The sequence below is a fragment of the Amycolatopsis sp. CFH S0740 genome (assembly GCF_004522315.1).
Lineage (GTDB): Bacteria > Actinomycetota > Actinomycetes > Mycobacteriales > Pseudonocardiaceae > Amycolatopsis > Amycolatopsis nivea.
The window spans coordinates 325,988-344,299 of record NZ_SDLS01000006.1 but is presented as its reverse complement, the minus strand read 5'-3'; the positions used below and the strand labels follow the sequence as shown (position 1 = coordinate 344,299).

General features: G+C 68.7%; 18 protein-coding genes. 3 read left to right on the top strand and 15 right to left on the bottom strand.

Annotated features, from left to right (window positions below; genetic code table 11):
• The 3 genes from EIZ45_RS14010 to EIZ45_RS14000 all read right to left on the bottom strand — a co-directional run bounded on the left by EIZ45_RS14010 (position 1) and on the right by EIZ45_RS14000 (position 3,676).
• Positions 1-1,560: an esterase-like activity of phytase family protein gene (locus tag EIZ45_RS14010; protein ID WP_134663225.1), complete on the bottom strand. Its 1,560-nt coding sequence runs from the start codon at positions 1,558-1,560 to the stop codon at positions 1-3.
• 91 nt (positions 1,561-1,651) lie between these two features.
• Positions 1,652-2,911 carry a hypothetical protein gene (locus tag EIZ45_RS47370; RefSeq protein ID WP_134663226.1) on the bottom strand — a complete coding sequence of 420 codons (1,260 nt, stop codon included), beginning with the start codon at positions 2,909-2,911 and terminating at the stop codon, positions 1,652-1,654.
• Between the two features lie 3 nt (positions 2,912-2,914).
• On the bottom strand, positions 2,915-3,676 hold the full coding sequence (locus EIZ45_RS14000; protein ID WP_134663227.1) for a DUF4239 domain-containing protein: 762 nt from the start codon (positions 3,674-3,676) through the stop codon (positions 2,915-2,917).
• 515 nt (positions 3,677-4,191) lie between these two features.
• Here EIZ45_RS14000 and EIZ45_RS13995 point away from each other — a divergent pair.
• On the top strand, positions 4,192-5,214 hold the full coding sequence (locus EIZ45_RS13995) for a family 2 encapsulin nanocompartment cargo protein polyprenyl transferase (protein WP_134663228.1): 1,023 nt from the start codon (positions 4,192-4,194) through the stop codon (positions 5,212-5,214).
• 125 nt (positions 5,215-5,339) lie between these two features.
• Positions 5,340-6,485 (top strand): MFS transporter, encoded by a 1,146-nt coding sequence (locus tag EIZ45_RS13990; RefSeq protein WP_134663229.1) that lies wholly within the window; start codon positions 5,340-5,342, stop codon positions 6,483-6,485.
• A gap of 13 nt (positions 6,486-6,498) precedes the next feature.
• Here the strand turns inward: EIZ45_RS13990 and EIZ45_RS13985 are convergent, their stop codons facing one another.
• From EIZ45_RS13985 to EIZ45_RS13960, 6 genes are all read right to left on the bottom strand, one after another.
• Complete coding sequence (locus tag EIZ45_RS13985) at positions 6,499-7,620, bottom strand: CapA family protein (RefSeq protein WP_370318138.1); 1,122 nt, start codon at positions 7,618-7,620, stop codon at positions 6,499-6,501.
• Between the two features lie 79 nt (positions 7,621-7,699).
• Positions 7,700-9,019: a DNA polymerase IV gene (locus tag EIZ45_RS13980; RefSeq protein ID WP_134663231.1), complete on the bottom strand. Its 1,320-nt coding sequence runs from the start codon at positions 9,017-9,019 to the stop codon at positions 7,700-7,702.
• A 1-nt stretch (position 9,020) separates the two neighbouring features.
• Positions 9,021-9,326 (bottom strand): transcriptional regulator, encoded by a 306-nt coding sequence (locus EIZ45_RS13975; RefSeq protein WP_037811975.1) that lies wholly within the window; start codon positions 9,324-9,326, stop codon positions 9,021-9,023.
• Complete coding sequence (locus EIZ45_RS13970) at positions 9,319-9,966, bottom strand: hypothetical protein (protein ID WP_037811976.1); 648 nt, start codon at positions 9,964-9,966, stop codon at positions 9,319-9,321. The genes EIZ45_RS13975 and EIZ45_RS13970 overlap by 8 nt, the downstream gene beginning before the upstream one ends.
• 54 nt (positions 9,967-10,020) lie before the next feature.
• Positions 10,021-10,755, bottom strand: coding sequence for an ABC transporter permease (locus EIZ45_RS13965; RefSeq protein ID WP_134663232.1), 735 nt, complete (start codon positions 10,753-10,755; stop codon positions 10,021-10,023).
• Positions 10,752-11,654 (bottom strand): ABC transporter ATP-binding protein, encoded by a 903-nt coding sequence (locus EIZ45_RS13960; protein ID WP_134663233.1) that lies wholly within the window; start codon positions 11,652-11,654, stop codon positions 10,752-10,754. The genes EIZ45_RS13965 and EIZ45_RS13960 overlap by 4 nt, the downstream gene beginning before the upstream one ends.
• A 275-nt stretch (positions 11,655-11,929) precedes the next feature.
• On the opposite strand from EIZ45_RS13960, the gene EIZ45_RS13955 reads away from it, so the two are divergent.
• A complete protein-coding gene (locus tag EIZ45_RS13955; RefSeq protein ID WP_134663234.1) occupies positions 11,930-13,096 on the top strand; it encodes a macrolide family glycosyltransferase in 1,167 nt (388 codons plus the stop codon).
• Here the strand turns inward: EIZ45_RS13955 and EIZ45_RS47365 are convergent.
• From EIZ45_RS47365 to EIZ45_RS13925, 6 genes are read right to left on the bottom strand one after another with little or no spacing between them, the layout of a single operon-like run.
• On the bottom strand, positions 13,056-13,454 hold the full coding sequence (locus EIZ45_RS47365) for an aminoglycoside phosphotransferase family protein (protein ID WP_134663235.1): 399 nt from the start codon (positions 13,452-13,454) through the stop codon (positions 13,056-13,058). The two genes, EIZ45_RS13955 and EIZ45_RS47365, sit on opposite strands and share 41 nt — an antisense overlap.
• Positions 13,418-13,945, bottom strand: a complete 528-nt coding sequence (locus EIZ45_RS47360) for an aminoglycoside phosphotransferase family protein (RefSeq protein ID WP_134663236.1) — start codon at positions 13,943-13,945, stop codon at positions 13,418-13,420. The genes EIZ45_RS47365 and EIZ45_RS47360 overlap by 37 nt, the downstream gene beginning before the upstream one ends.
• The gene (locus EIZ45_RS13940) at positions 13,942-15,666 is read right to left on the bottom strand and encodes an aminotransferase class V-fold PLP-dependent enzyme (protein WP_134663237.1); all 1,725 of its coding nucleotides are present in this window, start codon (positions 15,664-15,666) and stop codon (positions 13,942-13,944) included. The genes EIZ45_RS47360 and EIZ45_RS13940 overlap by 4 nt, the downstream gene beginning before the upstream one ends.
• Entirely contained in the window at positions 15,663-16,430 is a 768-nt protein-coding gene (locus EIZ45_RS13935; protein ID WP_134663238.1) for an amino acid ABC transporter ATP-binding protein, read from the bottom strand. Before EIZ45_RS13935 ends, EIZ45_RS13940 begins: the two co-directional genes overlap by 4 nt.
• Complete coding sequence (locus tag EIZ45_RS13930) at positions 16,423-17,316, bottom strand: amino acid ABC transporter permease (protein ID WP_134663239.1); 894 nt, start codon at positions 17,314-17,316, stop codon at positions 16,423-16,425. The genes EIZ45_RS13935 and EIZ45_RS13930 overlap by 8 nt, the downstream gene beginning before the upstream one ends.
• Entirely contained in the window at positions 17,303-18,250 is a 948-nt protein-coding gene (locus EIZ45_RS13925) for an ABC transporter substrate-binding protein (RefSeq protein WP_134663240.1), read from the bottom strand. Before EIZ45_RS13925 ends, EIZ45_RS13930 begins: the two co-directional genes overlap by 14 nt.
• Between the last annotated feature and the right edge of the window lie 62 nt (positions 18,251-18,312).

The following is an 18,312-nucleotide window of genomic DNA, read 5'->3' as shown; positions in this document are numbered from 1 at the left end:
TCAGCGCACGTCAATGGTCACGGTCAACGTGCGCGTCCGCGCCGGCAGCTTCGTCATGTCCACCTTCAGGTACTCGCCGTCGTCCTGACGACCGTTCGGCTGCGTCTTGGCGTGCAGGGTGTAGGGAGCCGCCGAGTTCGCGACGCCGTCGATGCCGAAGTCGCTGTCGTTGCTGATCACCACGGTGCGGCCGCCGTCGGTCGTCGCGACGCCTTCGACCTTGTCGTGCCCGAAGAAACCGCCGCTCGGGTCGAGCCCGGTCACCAGGCCGCCGACGTCGAGGAACAGCTTCTTCGCCGCGGGCGTCACCCCGACCTTCGCCAGCGCATCCTGAGCCTCCGCGGTAGTGGCCTTGCCGACGTACGCCTCGATGCTCTTGCCGCCGTCGACGAGCAGGCCGCCCTTCGCCGCGTCGTAGGTCGCGCCCGGCACCTTCGCCGCGGGTCCAAGGTCGGTCGCCTTGCTCAGGTCGATCTCGAACAGCCTCTTGTACGCGCCGGGCTCGGCCTTGCCGTCGCGCTCGTCCACGAGAAACCGGGTCGCCGACAGCGCGGTGATCTCGGAGACCGCGGTGCCGGTCTCGTCCGGGTTGTCGAGCAGGTAGGCGTACTCGTGCGTGGCGCGGGTCTTCAGATCGACCGTCACGATTCGCAGCGCGGGAACCTTGCTGGGCTTCTTCGTGAGATCCGGCTGTTGCAGCGCGGACTGCATGATGCCGACGAGCGTCCAGCCGTCCGGAGTGAGCGCGAGCCCCTCCATGCCTTTGTTCGGCACGCGGTTCTTGAGTTCCTTCGGCAGCGACCCGTCGAACGGCGAGAGCCGCTCGATCGCCCGGCCGTCCGCGCGGAAGTGCGTGATGAACGGGCCGTACTCGTCCGACACCCAGAACGTCCCGTCGCGTTGCGCGACGAGCCCTTCGGAGTCGTAACCGTTCGGCGACGCGGGCAGTTTCGCGCCGTTGCGGTCCACGATGGTCTCGCCGGTGTTCGCCAGGGTGTTGACCTGGCCGTTGTAGGGCGATCCGTCGGCCGCGCGCAGCGGAATGTTCCGCTCCAGCACAGCTTTCCCGCCCTTGAGCCGGAACTTGCCGATGGCGGGCGTGAACGACGGCAGCGGCTCCACTTTGGACCCGTCCGGCGCGTCGACGTTCGGCCCGCGGTCGGTGAGCCCGTAGAACTCGTCCCGCGAACCCGGCACCGGGGTGAGCGCGGACCCGTACCCGCCGCCGGTGATCTTGACGCCGCCGACAGTGCCGAGCGGCGGTAAGTCCGTCGGGTACAGCCGGACCGCGTCGCTCACGGTGTAGGTGAACGTGTCGCGTCCGGTGAACCCTGCAGCGGGCGTGTAGCGGAACGACCCGTCCGGGCCGATGGTCAGCGCGCCGTGCCCGGGATCGGTATGCCGCACCACCGCACCGTCGCGCTGCGCGTCGCCGCGCACCTGCAGCGTGTGCCCGGCCCGCACCCGGTAATGGTCGTCCGGACGGCCCTTGGCCTCGGCCGGGCCCGCGGCGGCCAGCGGCAGCACCAGCGCGACCAACCCGATCTTCACGCTTTTCATTCGGCTTTCTCCTCCTCTGGCGTCGTTTCGACGCCTGGGGGAGTCTTGACGGCCGAGTTGGACAGCGTCCGTCATCGAGACGACTGCCGCGTTAACGAGCGCGCCGTGCTCGAGCCGCTACCGCACCTCCTCCGACGATCAGCAGGACCGCGGTGATGCCCCAGCGGCGCTGCTTCTTGACGTTGTCGTGTGCTCTCGCCGCGCGTTTCTCGGGCAGTTTCGGGATGGCCTTCACCGGGGCGGCGCGCGACGGCGCTGGGGGCTGCGGCATCGGGATGGGCGGGATGATCGCGTCCGGCGGTTGCCGGGACGGGGTGGGGGTGACCGGATTCGGCGTGATGGGTGGCGGTGACGATGAGGACGGTGGGGTGGACGACGGTGTGGGGCTCGCCGAGGTCGATGGCGTCGGGGACGGAGACGACGTCGGGGATGGCGGTGGCGTCGGCGGGGACGAGGTCGTCGGCGGGGCCGAGGACGACGGAGGCGGCGGGGGTGGCGGGGGTGGCGGGGGTGGCGGAGGCGGGGGTTCCGCCAAACACCCGGCCCCGTCGGACATGACCATCGGCGGCCCAGTGCTCACCTCGACCGCGGAACCGCCGTCCAGCCGGTAAGTGACACTCCGCCCGTCGACCCAGTTCGCGGTCGCGTAAAGCTTGCGGTCCGGCCCGAACACGACCGAACCGTAAGTCGCCTCCGGAAACCGCTCCCCCGGCACCTTCGCGACCTTCCCGGTCACCGGATTCACCGTGACCACCGCGCCCTCGCCCGTGGACGAAACCCCATACAGCAGGCCGTCTTCGGAGTTGTACGCGAAATCGTCCACTCCGGACGCGAGCCACCACGGATGCAGCAACACCGGCCCAGTCGCGGTGAGATAACCGGAACTGTGCGGGTCGACGTCCACTGTGTACAGACTGGTCGCCCGCTTCACGTACCAGGAGTTGCCGGACATCGCCCCGGCCGTCGCGCCAGTCACCCAGCTCCATACTCCGTGGTGCGTGTCGCGGCCGACCCCGCCGAGGTCGGTCAACTCGCCGCCGGAGTCGATCCGCATCGCGTGCCAGCCGTCGCGGAAGCGCCCGTCGGCGACGCCGTACGTCACGTCCTGCGCCGACGAATACGCAATGGCATTCAGCGCGAAGGGACTGTGGTGCAACAGATGTCGCGCACCGGAGGGCAAGGTCAACCGCACGATGTCGGACGACTGCCCGTCGCGGCTTTCGACCTGAAGCACCCGGCAGGACGCCGCGGCCGCGCGCTGGCGAGCCGGAGCGAGCCACCCCGACGCGACGAGCAGCCCGGCGACCGCGGCCGCGGCGGCCACCACAGTCAGGTACCGGGAACCTCGCACCGGTCAGCCGAGCCGCGAGATCGCCGAGGTGAACGCGTCCGGATGCACGTTCGCGCCGCCGGCGTAAGGATTCTGCAGCTGGAAGATCGCGTACAACAACAGCACGATCGTGCCGGCCAGCGTCGACACGATCACCAGGTGCGCGGCCATCCGCGTGCCGCCGAAGAGGTTGGGCAGCAGGATCGAGATGACGCTGCCGAGGATGAGCGCGAACCACATGACCGAGCCGACGCCGTCGGTTTCCGCGCCGGTGAGCCGGGTCTGCCGGGCCTGGTAGACCTGCCAGAGCTGGGCGGCGGCGTCTTTCTTCCGGTCGTTCGTCCAGTCGTCGCTGGCTTGCGCGTTGGCGACGACGCGGCGCATCTGGTCGAGCTGCGTCCAGCCGGTGTCCGGGACTGGTCCGTTGTCGATGAGCCGGGGCCACTCCTGCTTCGACACTGTCGTCGCGTACGCGATGGCCAGGCGCCGCACCTGCTCGCCGGTGTCGCCGGGCAGCGCCTCGGCCGACCACGTGGCGGCGACCAGGCCCTCCGCCTCGGTGTAGGAACCCTCGCGCGTGGCCGTGACGGCGTCGAAGAGCGAGATCAGCACGAACGCGACCAGCACCGCGTGCAGCCCGCCGACGATGGTGAACACCTGGCCCGCGGCGTCGTTGTTGTCGCGGCGGCCCTCGTCCCAGCCGAAGCGCCGGACGAGATAGCCGATCACCGCCGCCGCGATCGCCGCGCCGACGACCCAGAACACCCCGGTCACGTAGACGTTCATCCGGTTTCTTTCGCGCGGGTGAATACGCTGGCCGACGCTATCCAGCCGATTCCGGAACGGACAACGGCGCCACCCGCGATTCAGCCGGGTGGCCGTCCACCGCCCGCGCGGTTCGCCGGATCGGAGCAGCGGGCCGGGTACGCGTTCCCTCGATTGCTCTTGCTCGGCAAGGGAAACGCCTCGGATACCGCTGGCGCGCACTCGACCGGGTTACGGCAGCAGACCCACCGTGACGCGCTTCTCGTTGTCGGCCGGACAACAGCACCGGCAATGTCCGAAAAGGAGCTTCGGCAAACAGGTGAATCGAACGCGCCTACCCGATCGAGTGATTGTCGAGGTCATCCTTCTTGCTAAGTTGATGCGCGGCGCCGCTTACCATTCGCATTCCTCTCCCGGAAAACACCGCTCCGCCGTGTTCCGGCGTTTTCGACGTTAGGTGGTTTCGCAGTGATCGTCCCGAGCCCCTCCGCACTGTCCACTGTGGCCGCCGCGCTGCGTCCGGAAGCGGTAGAACGATGACGACGGTGGACGCGCGCACCGGGGCCCGCTCCGTGGCCGAGGTGCTGGACTGGAGCAGGGGCCGCTGGGAACCGGCGATGCGGGCGGCGGTCGACCGGCTGCCCGGGTCGATGCGCCGGATCGCCGGCTACCACCTCGGCTGGTGGGACGAAACCGGAACGGCCACGAGCGCCTCCGGCGGCAAAGCCCTGCGCCCGGCGCTGGTGCTGCTGTGCGCGGAAGCCTGCGGCGGAGACCCGGAAGACGCGATCCCCGCCGCAGTGGCCGTCGAACTGGCCCACAATTTTTCGTTGCTGCACGACGACGTCATGGACGGCGACCGCACCCGGCGGCACCGCCCCACCGCGTGGACCGTGTTCGGCACCGGACAAGCCGTGCTGGCCGGAGATTCCCTGCTCGCGCTGGCCTTCGACGTCCTGTCCGCGGACGGCCCAGCCGCTGCCCGCCTGCTGAGCACCGCGGTGCTGGACCTGCTGCACGGCCAGCACGAGGACCTGGCGTTCGAACAGCGAACGAACGTCGAAGTGGCGGAATGCGTCCGAATGGCCCAAGGCAAAACGGCAGCCCTGCTGAGCGCGGCCTGCACCCTCGGCGTGCTGGTAGTCGGAGGCCGCGGCGAACACGTCGAACGCTTCAGCCGTTTCGGCCGATCGCTAGGCCTGGCCTTCCAACACGTCGACGACCTCCTCGGCATCTGGGGCGACCCAGCAGTCACCGGAAAGCCGGTTTACTCGGACCTGCGCAGCCGCAAGAAATCCCTCCCCGTGGTCGCGGCGCTCACCTCAGGCACGTCAGCCGGACAGGAACTGGCAATGCTGTACCGACAGCCCCTGCCGGACGACTGCCTCGCGAAAGCCGCGGCCCTGATCGACGAAGCCGGTGGTCGATCCTGGAGCCACGCTCAAGCAGACGAACTGCTCACCGACGCGTTGACCGCCCTCACCGCCGCCCACCCAGCCGCCCGCGCGACGGCCGAACTGACCGCGATCGCCCAGCTCATCACCCGCCGGGACCACTGAGGGGAGCGAACCGCAGCATCCGGGCAAACACCCTTTCACCAGGGTTGCCACTCGGAGCTCGTGCCGAGCCGCCGCAGGCCGCTGAGACGCGGCGGATAAGGCGGCGCCTGCGGTAGGGTTCGCCAGTGGCCAACCGCGAGTCGCGTCGCATTGCCGGACTCATGCTTGCCTCGATGGCGTCGCAATCTCTCATGGTTGTGCTGGCGCCAGCAATGGTTCGCATAGCCGAATCGTTCCACGCATCCGTGGGTACCGTGAGCCAAGCTCGCGCGGTAGCGGCCGTCGCGGCAGTTGTCTCGTCTTTCTGGCTCAGCCCGAGGTTGAGCAAGATCGGAGTACGGCGAGCAATTCAAACAGGCGGACTGCTCTCGCTTGCTGCTTGCCTCGTCGTAGGACTTTCCGCGTCGCTGTGGATTTTCTGGCTAGCACATCTCATCGTCGGTTTGGCGGTGTCATTTCTTCTTTCCGCCTCGTTCTCGGGTGCCGCTGCCGCTGAGTCCCCCGTGCGAACACTCGGCCTCGTGGCAGCAGCAAACTCACTGGCCTGGGTAGCGATCAACCCTCTTTCCGGACTGTTCGCCCAGACGCTCAGCTGGCGGTTTTCCTTCTTGCTGCCAGCAGGATTTGCCCTGACCGCGATGTGGTGCGCACGATACGTGCCCCCAACCAAGACGCAAAGCCAGAGCGAAAGATCAACAGTATGGCAACTGCTGGCCGCGAAGCCAGCTCGAATGTGGATTCTCGCCGAACTGGCCGCCTACACCGCCTGGACGGCCACCATGACTTTCGTCGGCCCGCTTTTGATCCAACGAGGTCAGCTGTCGGAAACCCTCGCAGGCGTCTGCCTGGGTCTCGGCGCCAGCATGTTCTTCATCATCTCCAGCCGCGTCAAGAACCTTCTCTCCAGAACGAGCGCGAAAGCCGCCATCATCACTTCCTCCGCAGGCATGTCGATAACGGGAGGAGCGCTCTTTTTACTCCCTCTTCCCGCCGCACTGCTAGCCGTCCTGTTTTGCGTCATGTCGGCGTTCTGCGGAGTTCGCACCCCCGTCGCCAGCTTTATCGGCACACAGGTGGAACCGACTCGAACAGACGCGATGATGACCGCGAGGACCGCGATTACTCAAACCGGATACCTCTTGGGAGCCGCGCTGGGAGGGGCGCTGCTGACCTGGTCCGGATTCGACGCGCTGGGCGTACTGGTGATGGTCGGCACCATCACCGGCGGCCTGGTGTTGTTCTGGAAAGCACCCGAGCCGTCGGCCGCCTGAAACCGCGGAACCGTCACCGCCCCGGTCGGCTCAACCCGTCGTCCCCGGCGCCCCGGGAAAGCACCACCTGGTCGGTGTTCCCGAGTGCTTCCTTCCCACGCTCCGTCGGCGGCGCGGTCGTCAGGTCCCGCAACCGGATCGGCGGCCCGAGGTCGATCAGCGTCGGCACGTACTCGGCCTTGTCCACCGTCCACTTCCCGCCCGCCCGACTGAACCTGAACCGGGCCGCGACTCCTTCCTCCGTGGATCCGCGAGGTTCGTCGTGCCGCGCGACCTCGTTGCCGAGCCCGAACGCCACCCACTTGCCGCCGACCTTCTGGAACGGCTGCACCACATGCGCGTGATGTCCGACGATCAGGTCGAGATCCGGCGACGCCGTCAGCTTCTGCGCCAACTGCTTCTGCTCGGCAGTCACGTCGTGCTGATATTCGACGCCCCAATGCAGGCTCGCGATCACGACCTCCGCCCCGACCGCCTTCGCATCGCGCGCCGCGGCAAGGATCTCGTCGGGGTCGATTTCGTTGGCCAGCCACGGTTTCCCGGCCGGCCGCTTGATCCCGTTGAACCCGAACGAATACGACAGCTGCGCGACCTTCACCCCGTGCACGTCCAGGATCAGCGGTTTCCCCGCCTCCTCCGCCGAACGCGCGGACCCGGTGTGCTTCAGCCCGGTCTGGTCGAGCTTGTCCAGCGTCCGCTGAACACCCGCCGCGCCCTGGTCGAGCGTGTGGTTCGACGCGGTGGAACAGGTGTCGTACCCGGTGTCCTTCAACGCGTCCGCGATCTCCGGCGGCGCGCTGAACGACGGATACCCGCTGTACGGCCCGCCTTCCGGCGCGAGCGGCGTTTCGAGATGGCAGATCCCCAGATCCGCGCCGGACACCAGCGGTTTGACCCCGGCGAACAGCTGCCGGTAGTCGATCTTCCCGCCGCCGTCCGCCTCGGCCTGCTCGGTGAGCCGCGGGTGGATCAGCACATCCCCGGTCGCCACGACGGTGAACGAGTCCGGCGATGCGGCCGCCGACGACGACGGTCCGGCCGAGGGCCGTTGCGGGGCGGCTTCGCTCCCACACGCCGTCAGCATCAGCGCGACCCCGGCGAGGGCGGCGGCGCGGCGCATGTTCGTCATGATCATCCCCTTTGCCCGACTGCCCGGCACATCCTTCCTCATCACTCTTGTGGGTTAACAACCCGGTCGTGACCAGGCGAAACGCTCAGGCTAGGCAGTCAGCGGGCTCGCCGCGAGTCAGCGCGGGGTCGGTCTGGTCGAACGTCCGCGCGACGCCCGGACCGGACGTGCGCGTCTCGAACCGCACCGTCACCCGGCCGTGCCCCGCGCCCTGCACCCAGCCCGTGCCGTGCTCGGCGTGCACCACGTCGTCGCCCGGACGCCATCCCGACGACGACACCGGCGCGCTCCCGCCCGGCGACGGCGCCGAAGTGACCACCGGCTCCTCGGTCGCGGCGGGCACGGTCAAGCTGAACAACGCGTCCTGATGCGGCACCGAAAGCCCGCTGAAAGCGACGCCCGCCAGCCGCACTCCGCCGAACTCCTGCGGGTCGAGCAGCAGCCGTTCCGCGGTAGCCGCAAGCTGTTCGAGGTCGTCGGTGGGCGACGCGGTGGTCTCGGAGCGGGTCACCGTGCTCATGTCGGTATGCCGCAGCTTGATCACCACCGTGCGCGCGACTCGACCCGCTTTCACCAGCCGAGCATGCGCACCAGCCGCGATTTTCCTTACCTCAGCACGCAATCGGACGAGATCGACCACGTCGACGTCGAAGGTCGTCTCCGCGCTCACCTGCTTGGCTTCGCCCCGTTCCGCGACCGGACGGTCGTCGAACCCGCTCGCCAGCCGCCGCAGGTCGCGGCCGACCACACCACCGAGCGTCGACACCGCGTCCGGCTCCGGCAACGCCGCCAGCTCGCCCAACGTGAGGACACCGATCGTGCGCAGTTTCGCTTCCGCTACCGGCCCGATCCCCCACAACGCGCGCACCGGCAGCGGAGCCAAGAACTCGCGTTCGGTCCCCGGCGGCACGACGAGCAGACCGTCCGGCTTCGCGCGATCCGAGCCGATTTTCGCGACCTGTTTGCCGGTCCCCGCGCCGATCGACGCAGTCAGCCCGGTCCGTTCCCGGATCCGCGCCCGCAACTCCTCAGCCCATTCGGTCACCTGCTCGACCGACGCACCGGCCAGCGCGGGCGGTTCGGCGAAGGCCTCGTCGAGGGAAATCCGTTCCAGCACCGGCGCGACCTCGCCGACGACGTCGAAAACCTGCTTGCTCAAGACTTCGTACAACCGGAACCTCGGCGGCAGCACCACGCCGCCAGCCGGCAGCAGCCGTCGAGCTTGGGACATCGGCATCGCGGACCGCACGCCGTACTCGCGGGATTCGTAACTCGCTCCGGCCACGACGCCGCGGTGCCCAGTGCCGCCGACCACCACCGCGCGTCCGCGCAGCGTCGGCCGGGTGAGCTGCTCGGCGGAGGCGTAGAACGCGTCGAGGTCCAAGTGCACGACCCAGCGAGACATGTCAGGTTCCAGCGTCCAGGAGCCGTTGCAACGCCTTGGTGTAGGTCTCGAACGCGGCGCGGCCCGTGCTCGTGAGCCGCACCAGAGTGACCGGCGTGCGGTGCTCGTAAGCCTTGGTGATCTCGACGTACTCGGCGTCCTCGAGCTTGCGCAGATGCGTCGAGAGATTGCCCGCGGTCATCTCCAGCAACTGCTGCAGCCGCGGGAAGGTGATCTGGTCGGCCGGACGGAGCCCGGCGAGCGCGACCGTGACGCGCAGCCGCGCCTGGGCGTGGATGACGGGGTCGAGCTCCGGCAGCTCAGTCACGAGGCCGCACCACATAGACCAGCGCCGCGACCGCGAATCCGCCGCCGCCCGCGAGCGAGAGGACGAGGAAGTTGCCCGGCACGCCGACCAGGACGCTCGCCCCGCTGCACACGATGATCCAGCCGCCGAGGAAGTACTGCCGCAGGTCCTGCCACAGCGTGCCGCCGGCGAGGTAGAGCGCGCCGGTCAGCAGCAGCGACGTGCCGGACCACAGCAGCGGCACGAGGTCCGAGCCCTCGGGGAGGAGTTTGGTGATCCGGATGTCGATCAGGCTCATCCCGGCGAACGAGATCATCCATGCCCAGCCGTACATCGCGCCGATCCGCCGGGACGGCCCGCGGATCCCGCGGCCGCCTTTGCTGCCGTGCCAAGCGGAGTAGACGATCGCGCCCACCATGAGCACCGCGACGACGATGCCCGCGACCCAGCCGGGCAGCAGCGCCGCCGACCGCTCGTCGGAGAGGTAGACGAGCCCCCAGCCGACCAGCCAGGCGAAGGCCCAGACGGCGAACAGACGCGCCGGGCTGACTCGCAGCTCCCGGCGCGTCCGTTCGTTCTGCCGGGCGATGAGCTCCAGCGATTCCGCCACGGACAGCGGCTCGCCTTCGTCCTCGACGGGGTCCCCCGCGTCGTTGTTCACCCCGGACCGCCCTTCCCCCGTACTGACCCCGCATGCAGCACGGAAGCTAACACGTCACGCGACCTTCACCGGGCCCAGCCGGAACCGCCGCACCACCACGAGCGCGGGCACGACCAGCCACGCCGCCAGCACGCCGACCGCGAGACCGAGCCCGCCGGAGTGGTCCACCGGGAGCGTGCCGACGCGGCCGAGCCAGTACGTGGGGAAGAAGTGCGCGAGCGCGGACATCCATTCCGGCAAGATCGACAGCGGCATCCACAACCCGCCGAACACGCCGAGCGGGAGCATCAACGCGCCGGTCATCGCGCCGACCGTGTCGCCCTTGCCGAACAACCCGAGCAAGAGCCCGAGCACCGCGAACGGCAGCGCGCCCAGCCACAACGAGACCCCGCTGAGCAGCCACTGCGCCGCGGTGAGCTGTGCCCCGCGCAATGCGCCGGCCACGAAGATCACCAGAACCACCGGCAACGCCATCGCCATCGAGGACGCGATCTTCACCGCGAGATAGCCGGGCCCGCGCATCGGCGTGAGCCGCAATTGCCGCTGCCAGCCGTCCGTCCGCTCGGTCGCGACGCGGGTACCGGTGAACAACGCGCCGCTCATCGCGCCGTACGCGCCCATGTTGATCATCGTGGTGACGCTCGCCTTGATGCCGTCCGGCCCGACCTGGTCGCCGAACAACCCGCCGAACAGGAGAAACATGCCGAGCGGGACCACGATGGTGAACAACGCGAACTGCGGGCTGCGGACGATGCGCAGGATCTCCAGGCGGAGGTAGACGAGGTTCATCGGAGCGCTCCCTGCGGCTCGTCGGAGGTGAGGGCGAGGAACGCTTCCTCCAGGCCCGCGGAGGTGATCTCGATCGAGCTGGCCTGGGGAAACGCCGTGATCAGCGCCCGGATCGCCAGGTCGGAATCCGTGCAGGCCAGTTCCGTACGATCGCCCTGTACGCGCGCCCTGGCGACCCCGTCGAGCGCGGCCAGGGCTTCCGGGCGAGCGCCCTGTACGAGTGCCCTGATCACTCGCCCGGACACATTCGCGCGCACCTCGTCGACCGCCCCGTCCGCGACGACCTTCCCGTGCCGCATCAACACGACCCGGTCCGCGTAGTCCTCCGCCTCGGCGAGGTAATGCGTCGCGAACAGAACAGTCCGCCCCGCCGCGGTGAACTCGTGCATCGACGCCCAGAATTCGCGTCGAGCATCGACGTCCAGCGCCGCCGTCGGCTCGTCGAGCACCAACAGCTCCGGGTCACCGGTGAGCGCGAGCGCGTACCGGACCCGCTGAAGCTGCCCGCCGGACAACTTCCCGCACCGCCGCTTGGCGAACTCCCCGATCCCGGCCCGCGCGTAGACCTCCTTGGCCGGCAGCGGATTCTCGAACATCGACCGATGCAACTCGACCAGCTCGGCCGGCGTGACGTCCCGCAGCAAGAACCCGTTCTGCACCATCGCCGCGAGCCGCCCGGAATCGAGCGCCGCCCGGGGCGAACCGCCGAACACCCGCACGCTCCCCTCGTCCGGCGAGGCAAGCCCCAACAACATGTCGATCGTGGTCGACTTGCCCGCGCCGTTCGGCCCCAGCAACGCGACGACCTCACCTCGCCGAACGGTCACCGACACGCCGTCGACCGCGCGAACCTGCTTGAACTGCTTCACCAGGCCGGTCAGCCTGAACGCTTCCGTCATCTCGTCCCCCAGTGCTTCGCTGTCCTGAACTTTGTAACACAAAGTCGACTGTGTTGAAAAGTGGTGGGCAACACCGAGTCGTTCACGATGGCAAGCACGGCCCGGCTAATCCGGTTGCTCCCCGCGATCACCCGCACTACCGTCCGGATTCATGACGATCTTCGCCCGCTGCCGCCTGTCCTGATCCCGGCACGACTTTCCGGGCCGCCCGCCACCGGGCGGCCCCTGCTCTGCGTGCCGGACCGCATCTCGTCCGGAAAGGACACTTTCGCCTTATGGGCAAGCACATCGTCATGGTCGGCTGCTCCGCGCCGAGCCACGTCTACCCATCGCTGGGGATCATTCGCGAGCTGGTGCGGCGCGGGCACCGGGTCAGCTACGTCGTCGGCGAACCGCTCTCCGAACTCGTCGAAGCGACCGGCGCGGACGTCGTCGCGCATCCCACGATCTTCCCGCTCGGCCCGGACGCGGAATGGCCGGAAGACCCAGCCGAAGCAATGCGCGTCTTCCTCGACGAGGCCGTCGCGATCCACCCGCGGCTGATCGAAACCTTCGACCACGACCGCCCGGACCTGCTGCTCTACGACATCGGCGGCCTCGGCGCACCGCTGCTCGGCCTCCGCTACGACGTGCCTGCGGTGCAGCTCTCCCCCACCTACGTCGCCTGGGACGGCTACGAGGAGGAACTCGCCGACATCCTCAAACCGATCCGCACCTCACCGTCCGGAGTGGACTACCACCGCGCCTTTACCGAGTGGCTGGCGGAAAACGGAGTGACCGAAGACGCCTGGACGTGGCTCGCGCGACCGGTGCCGATCCTGTCGCTGATCCCGCGCGCGATGCAGCCGAACGCCGACCGTGTGCCGGAAGACCGGGTCCAGTTCGTCGGCCCGTGCCTCGACCCGGCGCGCGCAGCGGAGCATTGGACGCCGCCGTCCGACGGCAAACCCGTGCTGCTCGTGTCGTTCGGCACCGCATACAACGACCAACTGGACGTCTACCGGCACTGCATCACCGAGTTCGAAGACTGGCACGTCGTGCTCTCCATCGGCAAGCACGTCTCGAAGGACGATCTAGGCCCGCTGCCGGAGTCGGTCGAGGTGCACGAAACGGTGCCACAGCTGGCAATTCTCGACGTCGCGTCCGCCTTCATCACGCACGCCGGCATGGGCGGCTGCACGGAATCCCTGTGGTACGGCGTCCCGACGGTCGCCATCCCGCAAGCCGTCGACCAGTTCGGCAACGCCGCGCAGCTGGAAGCGTTGGGAGTCGGCAAGCATCTGCCCGCGGACCAGGTGACCGCCAAATCCCTGCGCGAAGCGGTCGATGAGGTCAGCAGTTCGCCGGACGTCGCCGCGCGGCTGGCTGAGCTGCGCGCGGAAATCCGAGCCAACGGCGGGATTACCGCGGCCACGGACGCGGTGGAGAGGTTCCTGAAATAAGCGCGAGGAGCACGTCGCGGTCGAACCATTCACCGCCGACGTGCTCCTGGTGCAGATAAGCAGTGACCGCCCGGGCCTGGCAACATCGCTCCGCCAGCTCCGGATCCACTTGTGCGGCATGGGAAAACCGCGTGATCAACCCGGCCAGGTCGCGTGTCGGCGTGGTTTTCGCAACCACGGTGAACGCGTCGAAAGCCGCTGTCCCACGCCACCCGATCGGATCGATCGCCAGCCACGGTTCCCGTTCCGCCCGCAGCACATTCCCGAAATGCAGATCGGCGTGCAACATCGTGGCAGTCCGGTCCTCGGCGAGCTGGGTGATCAGTTCGCGTGCCCAGTCCACCTCGCGCGTCGGCAACAGCCCTGGTGCTGCCAGTTGTTCCAGCTGCGCGAGCCACGGCCGGGCGTCGAGGCGAGCGACCGCGTCCCGGCCGGCGCGGGCACCGCGAGCCGACGGGCCAGCTCGCCAGCGATCTCGGTCGCTTCCTCCGCGCGCACCGTTTCCAGCGTCGCGGGGCCGACGCGTTCGAGCAAAAGGGCGGCACGATCCGCGGAGGCCGCCAGCAGCTGCACGGCTCCGGCACCGTCGAAGTGCTCCAACGCCGCAGCTTCCTCGGCACAACACGGATGGGGAAACGAAATCTTGAGCGCGGCGGCCTGCCCGCCACGTTCGACGGGCAGCACCATCGCGGTCTCCCCATGCAGCGGAGTCCCCGCAATCCGACACCCCCACCGCGCGCAAGCCGCCGCGGCCAGCTCGGGCAGCTCCCGCAACCAAGCCTCGCCCGCGCTGCCCTCCCGCCGCCGCACCGCCACAGCCAATCCGGGCGGCACGGCGAACCTCGTCATCCCCGGATCTCATTGAGGTAGTTGTAGATCGTGTACCGCGTCACCTCGAGCTGCCCGGCCAGGTGGTCCACCGCGTCCTTGATCAGGAAATACCCGGCCTCGTCCAGCTCCCGGACCACCGCCGACTTGTGCCGCTTCTTCATCAGCTCCACCGGGATCCCGGACTTCCCGATCGCGCGTCCGACGAGAAACCGCTGCAGGCTGTCGACGTCCGGCAGGAACGTCTCGTCCCGCCGTTCCTCCGACGTCTGCGCCGCCGCGGGCAGTTCGCTGTTCACGCACAGGCACCCGATCGCCGTCCCGTCGGCGTCGCGCAGAAACAACGTGGACGAACGGATCTCGCGCCCGTCCGGGCTGTGCGTGCGGTAGTTGGTCAGGTCCTGCGTCGTGCCGCGCCGGACGAGCCCGAGCAGCAGATCCGTCATCGGCCCGCCGACCGAACGGCCGGTGAGCTTCCCCGCGATCGCGACGATCGAATCCGGCAGCCGTGACAGGTCGTGGAGCAACACCTCGTTGCCCGGCCCGAGCATCGCCGCCAGTCCGTCCACCGCCGGGATCAGGGCGGTGAGCAGCTCATGCGTCGCCGTGCCCGCAGCCGACGCGACCGGCACGACCCGGCGCGGGCGCAGCAGTGTTTCCAGCGCGTCCCGTACCAGCTCGGCAGCCGCGGCGGGGGTCGACGCGTGCGGCGACAATCGGACATGTTCCGGACGCACGGTCGCCGCGATCCCCGCCGCCGTCAACGCCGCCCCGACCTGCTCCGCGGGCTTGTCCGGCAACGAAAACGCGAGAATCCCGGCGCGCCGCTCAGTCGCCGAGACGATCTCTGCGCCGAGTGAGCGCAGCACGTCCTCAAGCTCGCCGACGCGTTCGCCGATCCGTTCTGTGATCGCCGCGACGCCGGTTTCCTCGACCAGTTCGAGCGCCGCCGCGAACGCACCGGACGTGACCGGGCTGAGGTTCGAGATCGACCAGCTCGCCGCGGTCGGGTCGGCCGGGTGGATCTCGTTGTCGAACAAACCAGGGTCGCGCGCGCCGGTCCAGCCGGACAGGATCGGGTCCATCCGCGCCAGCGCCCGGTCGGACAGCACCGCGAACCCGGTGCCCCAGCCCGCCCGCAGCCACTTCTGCCCGCCGACCACGAGCACGTCGGCGACCTCCCACGGCGCGTCGACGACCCCGAAACCCTGGATCCCGTCGACCACGAGCAGCCGATCGCCCACCACCTCGCGCAACGCGGCGAGATCAGCCCGGTAACCAGTGCGGAAATCGACCGCGCTCACCGAAACGACTGCGGTTTCCGGCGTGAGCGCTTCCGCGAGCCGATCGGGAGTGACGTAACCGCCTTCCAGCCGCCGCATCCGCACCCGTCCGGCCTGCTCGGCGCGCGCCCACGGGTACGTGTTGGCCGGGAACTCCGCGGCCGAAACGAGCACTTCGCCGTGGCTGTTGAACGCCGCCTGGAACAGGCCGAGGCTGGTGTGCGGGAGCAGGACGGTGTGGTCGGTGTCGCTGCCGCAGAGCCGCGCGGCCGCTGCCTTCGCGCGGATCTCCTGCCGCATCACTTCGTCCACAGTGGACGGACCGGCCTTGGTCGTGGCCTCCAGCAGCCGCGCGGTGGTGTCGAGCACGGCGTGCGACGGCGGCCCGAACCGCGCGAAGTCCAGGTAGCCCGCGGGCTCGTCGAACTGGAGCAGGTACCGGGGCGGGATCCGGGTCACGACAGGACCCGCGCGAGGAACTGCCGCGTCCGCTCGTGTTCCGGGGACTTCAGCACCCGCTCCGGCGGCCCGGTCTCGACCACCGCGCCGTCGGCGAGGAACACCACCTCGTCGGCGGCCTCCGCGGCGAAAGCCATTTCGTGCGTCACGACCACCATCGTCATCCCCTCCCGAGCCAACGTACCCATCACCGCGAGCACCTCCCCGACCAGCTCCGGGTCCAGCGCGGACGTCGGCTCGTCGAACAGCATGAGCTTCGGCTTCATCGCCAGCGACCGGGCGATCGCGACGCGCTGCTGCTGCCCGCCGGACAGTTGCCCTGGGTAAGCGCCCGCTCGGTCCGCGAGCCCGACCCGGTCGAGCAGGTCCAGCGCCTCTTTCCGGGCCTTCGCCGGGTCGACGCCGAGCACCCGCACCGGTCCCTCGACCACGTTCTCCAGCGCTGTGCGGTGCCCGAACAGGTTGAACCGCTGGAAAACCATGCCGATGTCCCGGCGCTGCCGGGCGACGTCCTTCTCCCGCAGCTCGTACAGCTTGCCGCCGCGCAATTTGAACCCGATCGGCTCGCCGTCCACCCAGACCTGGCCGCCGTCGATCGTCTCGAGATGGTTGAGGCAGCGGAGAAACGTGCTCTTCCCCGCTCCCGACGGCCCGAGCAGGCACACCACCTGTCCTTTGCGGACCTCCAGGTCGATGCCCTTGAGCACCTCGGTGTGCCCGTAGTTCTTGCGGACCCCGACAGCTTTCAGCAGCGGTTCAGACACGCGCACCCCTCACCAGCGGCATCCCCTTGAACGCCTTCCCGACCCGCGCGACGGGACTCCGGTCAGCCGCCCCGAACGACCGTTCAAGGTAATGCTGGCCGACCCCGGCGACGGTCACCACGACCATGTACCAGATCGCCGCCGCGATCAGCGTCTCCATCACCAGCAGGTTGTTGGACGAGATGTTGTTGGCCGCGTGGATCAGCTCGGTCACGCCGATCACCGACGCCATCGACGTGCCCTTGAGCATGTTGATGAAGTCGTTGCCGGTCGGCGGGATGATCACGCGCATCGCCTGCGGCAGCACGACCCGGCGCAGCGTCGCGCCAGGCGTCATGCCGATGGATTTCGCGGCCTCGGTCTGCCCGGCGTCGACGCTCGTCAGCCCGGCGCGGACGATCTCCGCCATGTACGCGCTCTCGTTCAGCGCCAGCCCGAGCAGCGCCGCGGTGAACGCGCTGATCAGCACGTTCGTCGGCTCGTGCACGAGGTAGCCGCCGAAGGGCAGCGGGATCGAGACGGTCGGGAAGATCAGCGCCAGGTTGTACCAAATCAGGATCTGCAACAACACCGGAAGCCCGCGGAACAGCCAGATGTAGGCCGCCGCGAACCACTTCGCGACCGGGTTGGCGCTGAGCCGCAGCAACGCGATCAGGATGCCGAGCACGATCGCGACCGCCTGCGCGATCACCGCCAGCACAACGGTGTTGAGCAGGCCGAGCGCCATCACGCGGTAGAACACGAAGTCGGGTACCGAACCCCAGTCGATCTGCGCCTGCGCGAGCGCGAAACCCAGCAGTACCAGGAGCGCGACGATCACCACCGCGCTGACCCAGCGACCCCAATGCCGCAGCCGGACGATCGGCAGCGGTTCAGCTTCCGCCATTGACGGCCGCCTCCTTGATCGCGCCCTGCTCGACGCCCCAGGACTGCAGGATCTTGCCGTACGTGCCGTCGGCGACGAGCGACTGCAACGCCTGCTTGACGGCGTCGCGCAGCTTCGAGTTGTTCTTCGCGAAGCCCATCCCGTACGGCCCGCCTTCGATCGGCTGGCCAGGAACGACCTCGAAGAACTTGCCGTCGCCCGCGGTGCGCGAGATGTAGACCGCGCTCGGCAGGTCGTTCAGGATCGCCGCGACGCGACCGGTGCGCAGCTGATTCTGGTTCTGGTTGTCGCTGTCAGTCGCGGTGACCGTGGTGGCAGGCTTGCCCGCCTGAGTGCATTTCGCGCTCTGCGCCGTAGCGAACTTCTGGTGACTGGTGCCCTGCACGACTGCCACGTTCTTGCCGCACAACGTGTCCGGCCCGGTGATGCCGTCCGGGTTGCCCTTGCGGATCATGATCGTGATGCCGGACGAGAAGTAGTCGACGAAGTCGATCTGCTGCTGTCGTTCCTTGGTGTCGTTCATCGCGGCCATGGTCAGATCGACGCGCCCGGACTGCAGGCTCGTGATCAGCGAACCGAACGCCAGGTCCTGGTACGCGACGGTCACCCCGAGCTTCGCCCCGACCGCCTTGGCCAGATCGACCTCGTAGCCAATCGGAGTCTTGCCGTCCGCGGCGTAGAAGTTGTTCGGCGCCGACTGGATATTGGACGCCAGCCGCAACGTCTTGGCCTGCACAACAGCCGGCGGCAACCCCTCGGCGAGCTGCGGATCGGCCTTGATCGTCCCGAGCAACGCGGTGTTGTCCGGAACAGCGCTCGGCTTCTGCTGCTGCCCGCCGCCGGCCCCGTCAGGACCTCCTCCGCAGGCGGTGGCGAACACGAGCAGACCGCCCAGCAAAGCGGCTTGCCAGGCACGGGAACGAAGCGACGACATGCGGATCCTCCAGGACGTCGTTGGTTCCGCGGAACGCTACAACTGGTTGTTAAAGAGGTCAA

What these genes read in the sequence shown, in the direction of transcription:
- EIZ45_RS14010 (WP_134663225.1), bottom strand. Translation starts at nt 1,560, where the DNA reads ATGAAAAGCGTGAAGATCGGGTTGGTCGCGCTGGTGCTGCCGCTGGCC.
- EIZ45_RS14000 (WP_134663227.1), bottom strand. Translation starts at nt 3,676, where the DNA reads ATGAACGTCTACGTGACCGGGGTGTTCTGGGTCGTCGGCGCGGCGATC.
- EIZ45_RS13995 (WP_134663228.1), top strand. Translation starts at nt 4,192, where the DNA reads ATGACGACGGTGGACGCGCGCACCGGGGCCCGCTCCGTGGCCGAGGTG.
- EIZ45_RS13985 (WP_370318138.1), bottom strand. Translation starts at nt 7,620, where the DNA reads ATGATCATGACGAACATGCGCCGCGCCGCCGCCCTCGCCGGGGTCGCG.
- EIZ45_RS13980 (WP_134663231.1), bottom strand. Translation starts at nt 9,019, where the DNA reads ATGTCTCGCTGGGTCGTGCACTTGGACCTCGACGCGTTCTACGCCTCC.
- EIZ45_RS13965 (WP_134663232.1), bottom strand. Translation starts at nt 10,755, where the DNA reads ATGAACCTCGTCTACCTCCGCCTGGAGATCCTGCGCATCGTCCGCAGC.
- EIZ45_RS13960 (WP_134663233.1), bottom strand. Translation starts at nt 11,654, where the DNA reads ATGACGGAAGCGTTCAGGCTGACCGGCCTGGTGAAGCAGTTCAAGCAG.
- EIZ45_RS13955 (WP_134663234.1), top strand. Translation starts at nt 11,930, where the DNA reads ATGGGCAAGCACATCGTCATGGTCGGCTGCTCCGCGCCGAGCCACGTC.
- EIZ45_RS47360 (WP_134663236.1), bottom strand. Translation starts at nt 13,945, where the DNA reads ATGACGAGGTTCGCCGTGCCGCCCGGATTGGCTGTGGCGGTGCGGCGG.
- EIZ45_RS13930 (WP_134663239.1), bottom strand. Translation starts at nt 17,316, where the DNA reads ATGGCGGAAGCTGAACCGCTGCCGATCGTCCGGCTGCGGCATTGGGGT.
- EIZ45_RS13925 (WP_134663240.1), bottom strand. Translation starts at nt 18,250, where the DNA reads ATGTCGTCGCTTCGTTCCCGTGCCTGGCAAGCCGCTTTGCTGGGCGGT.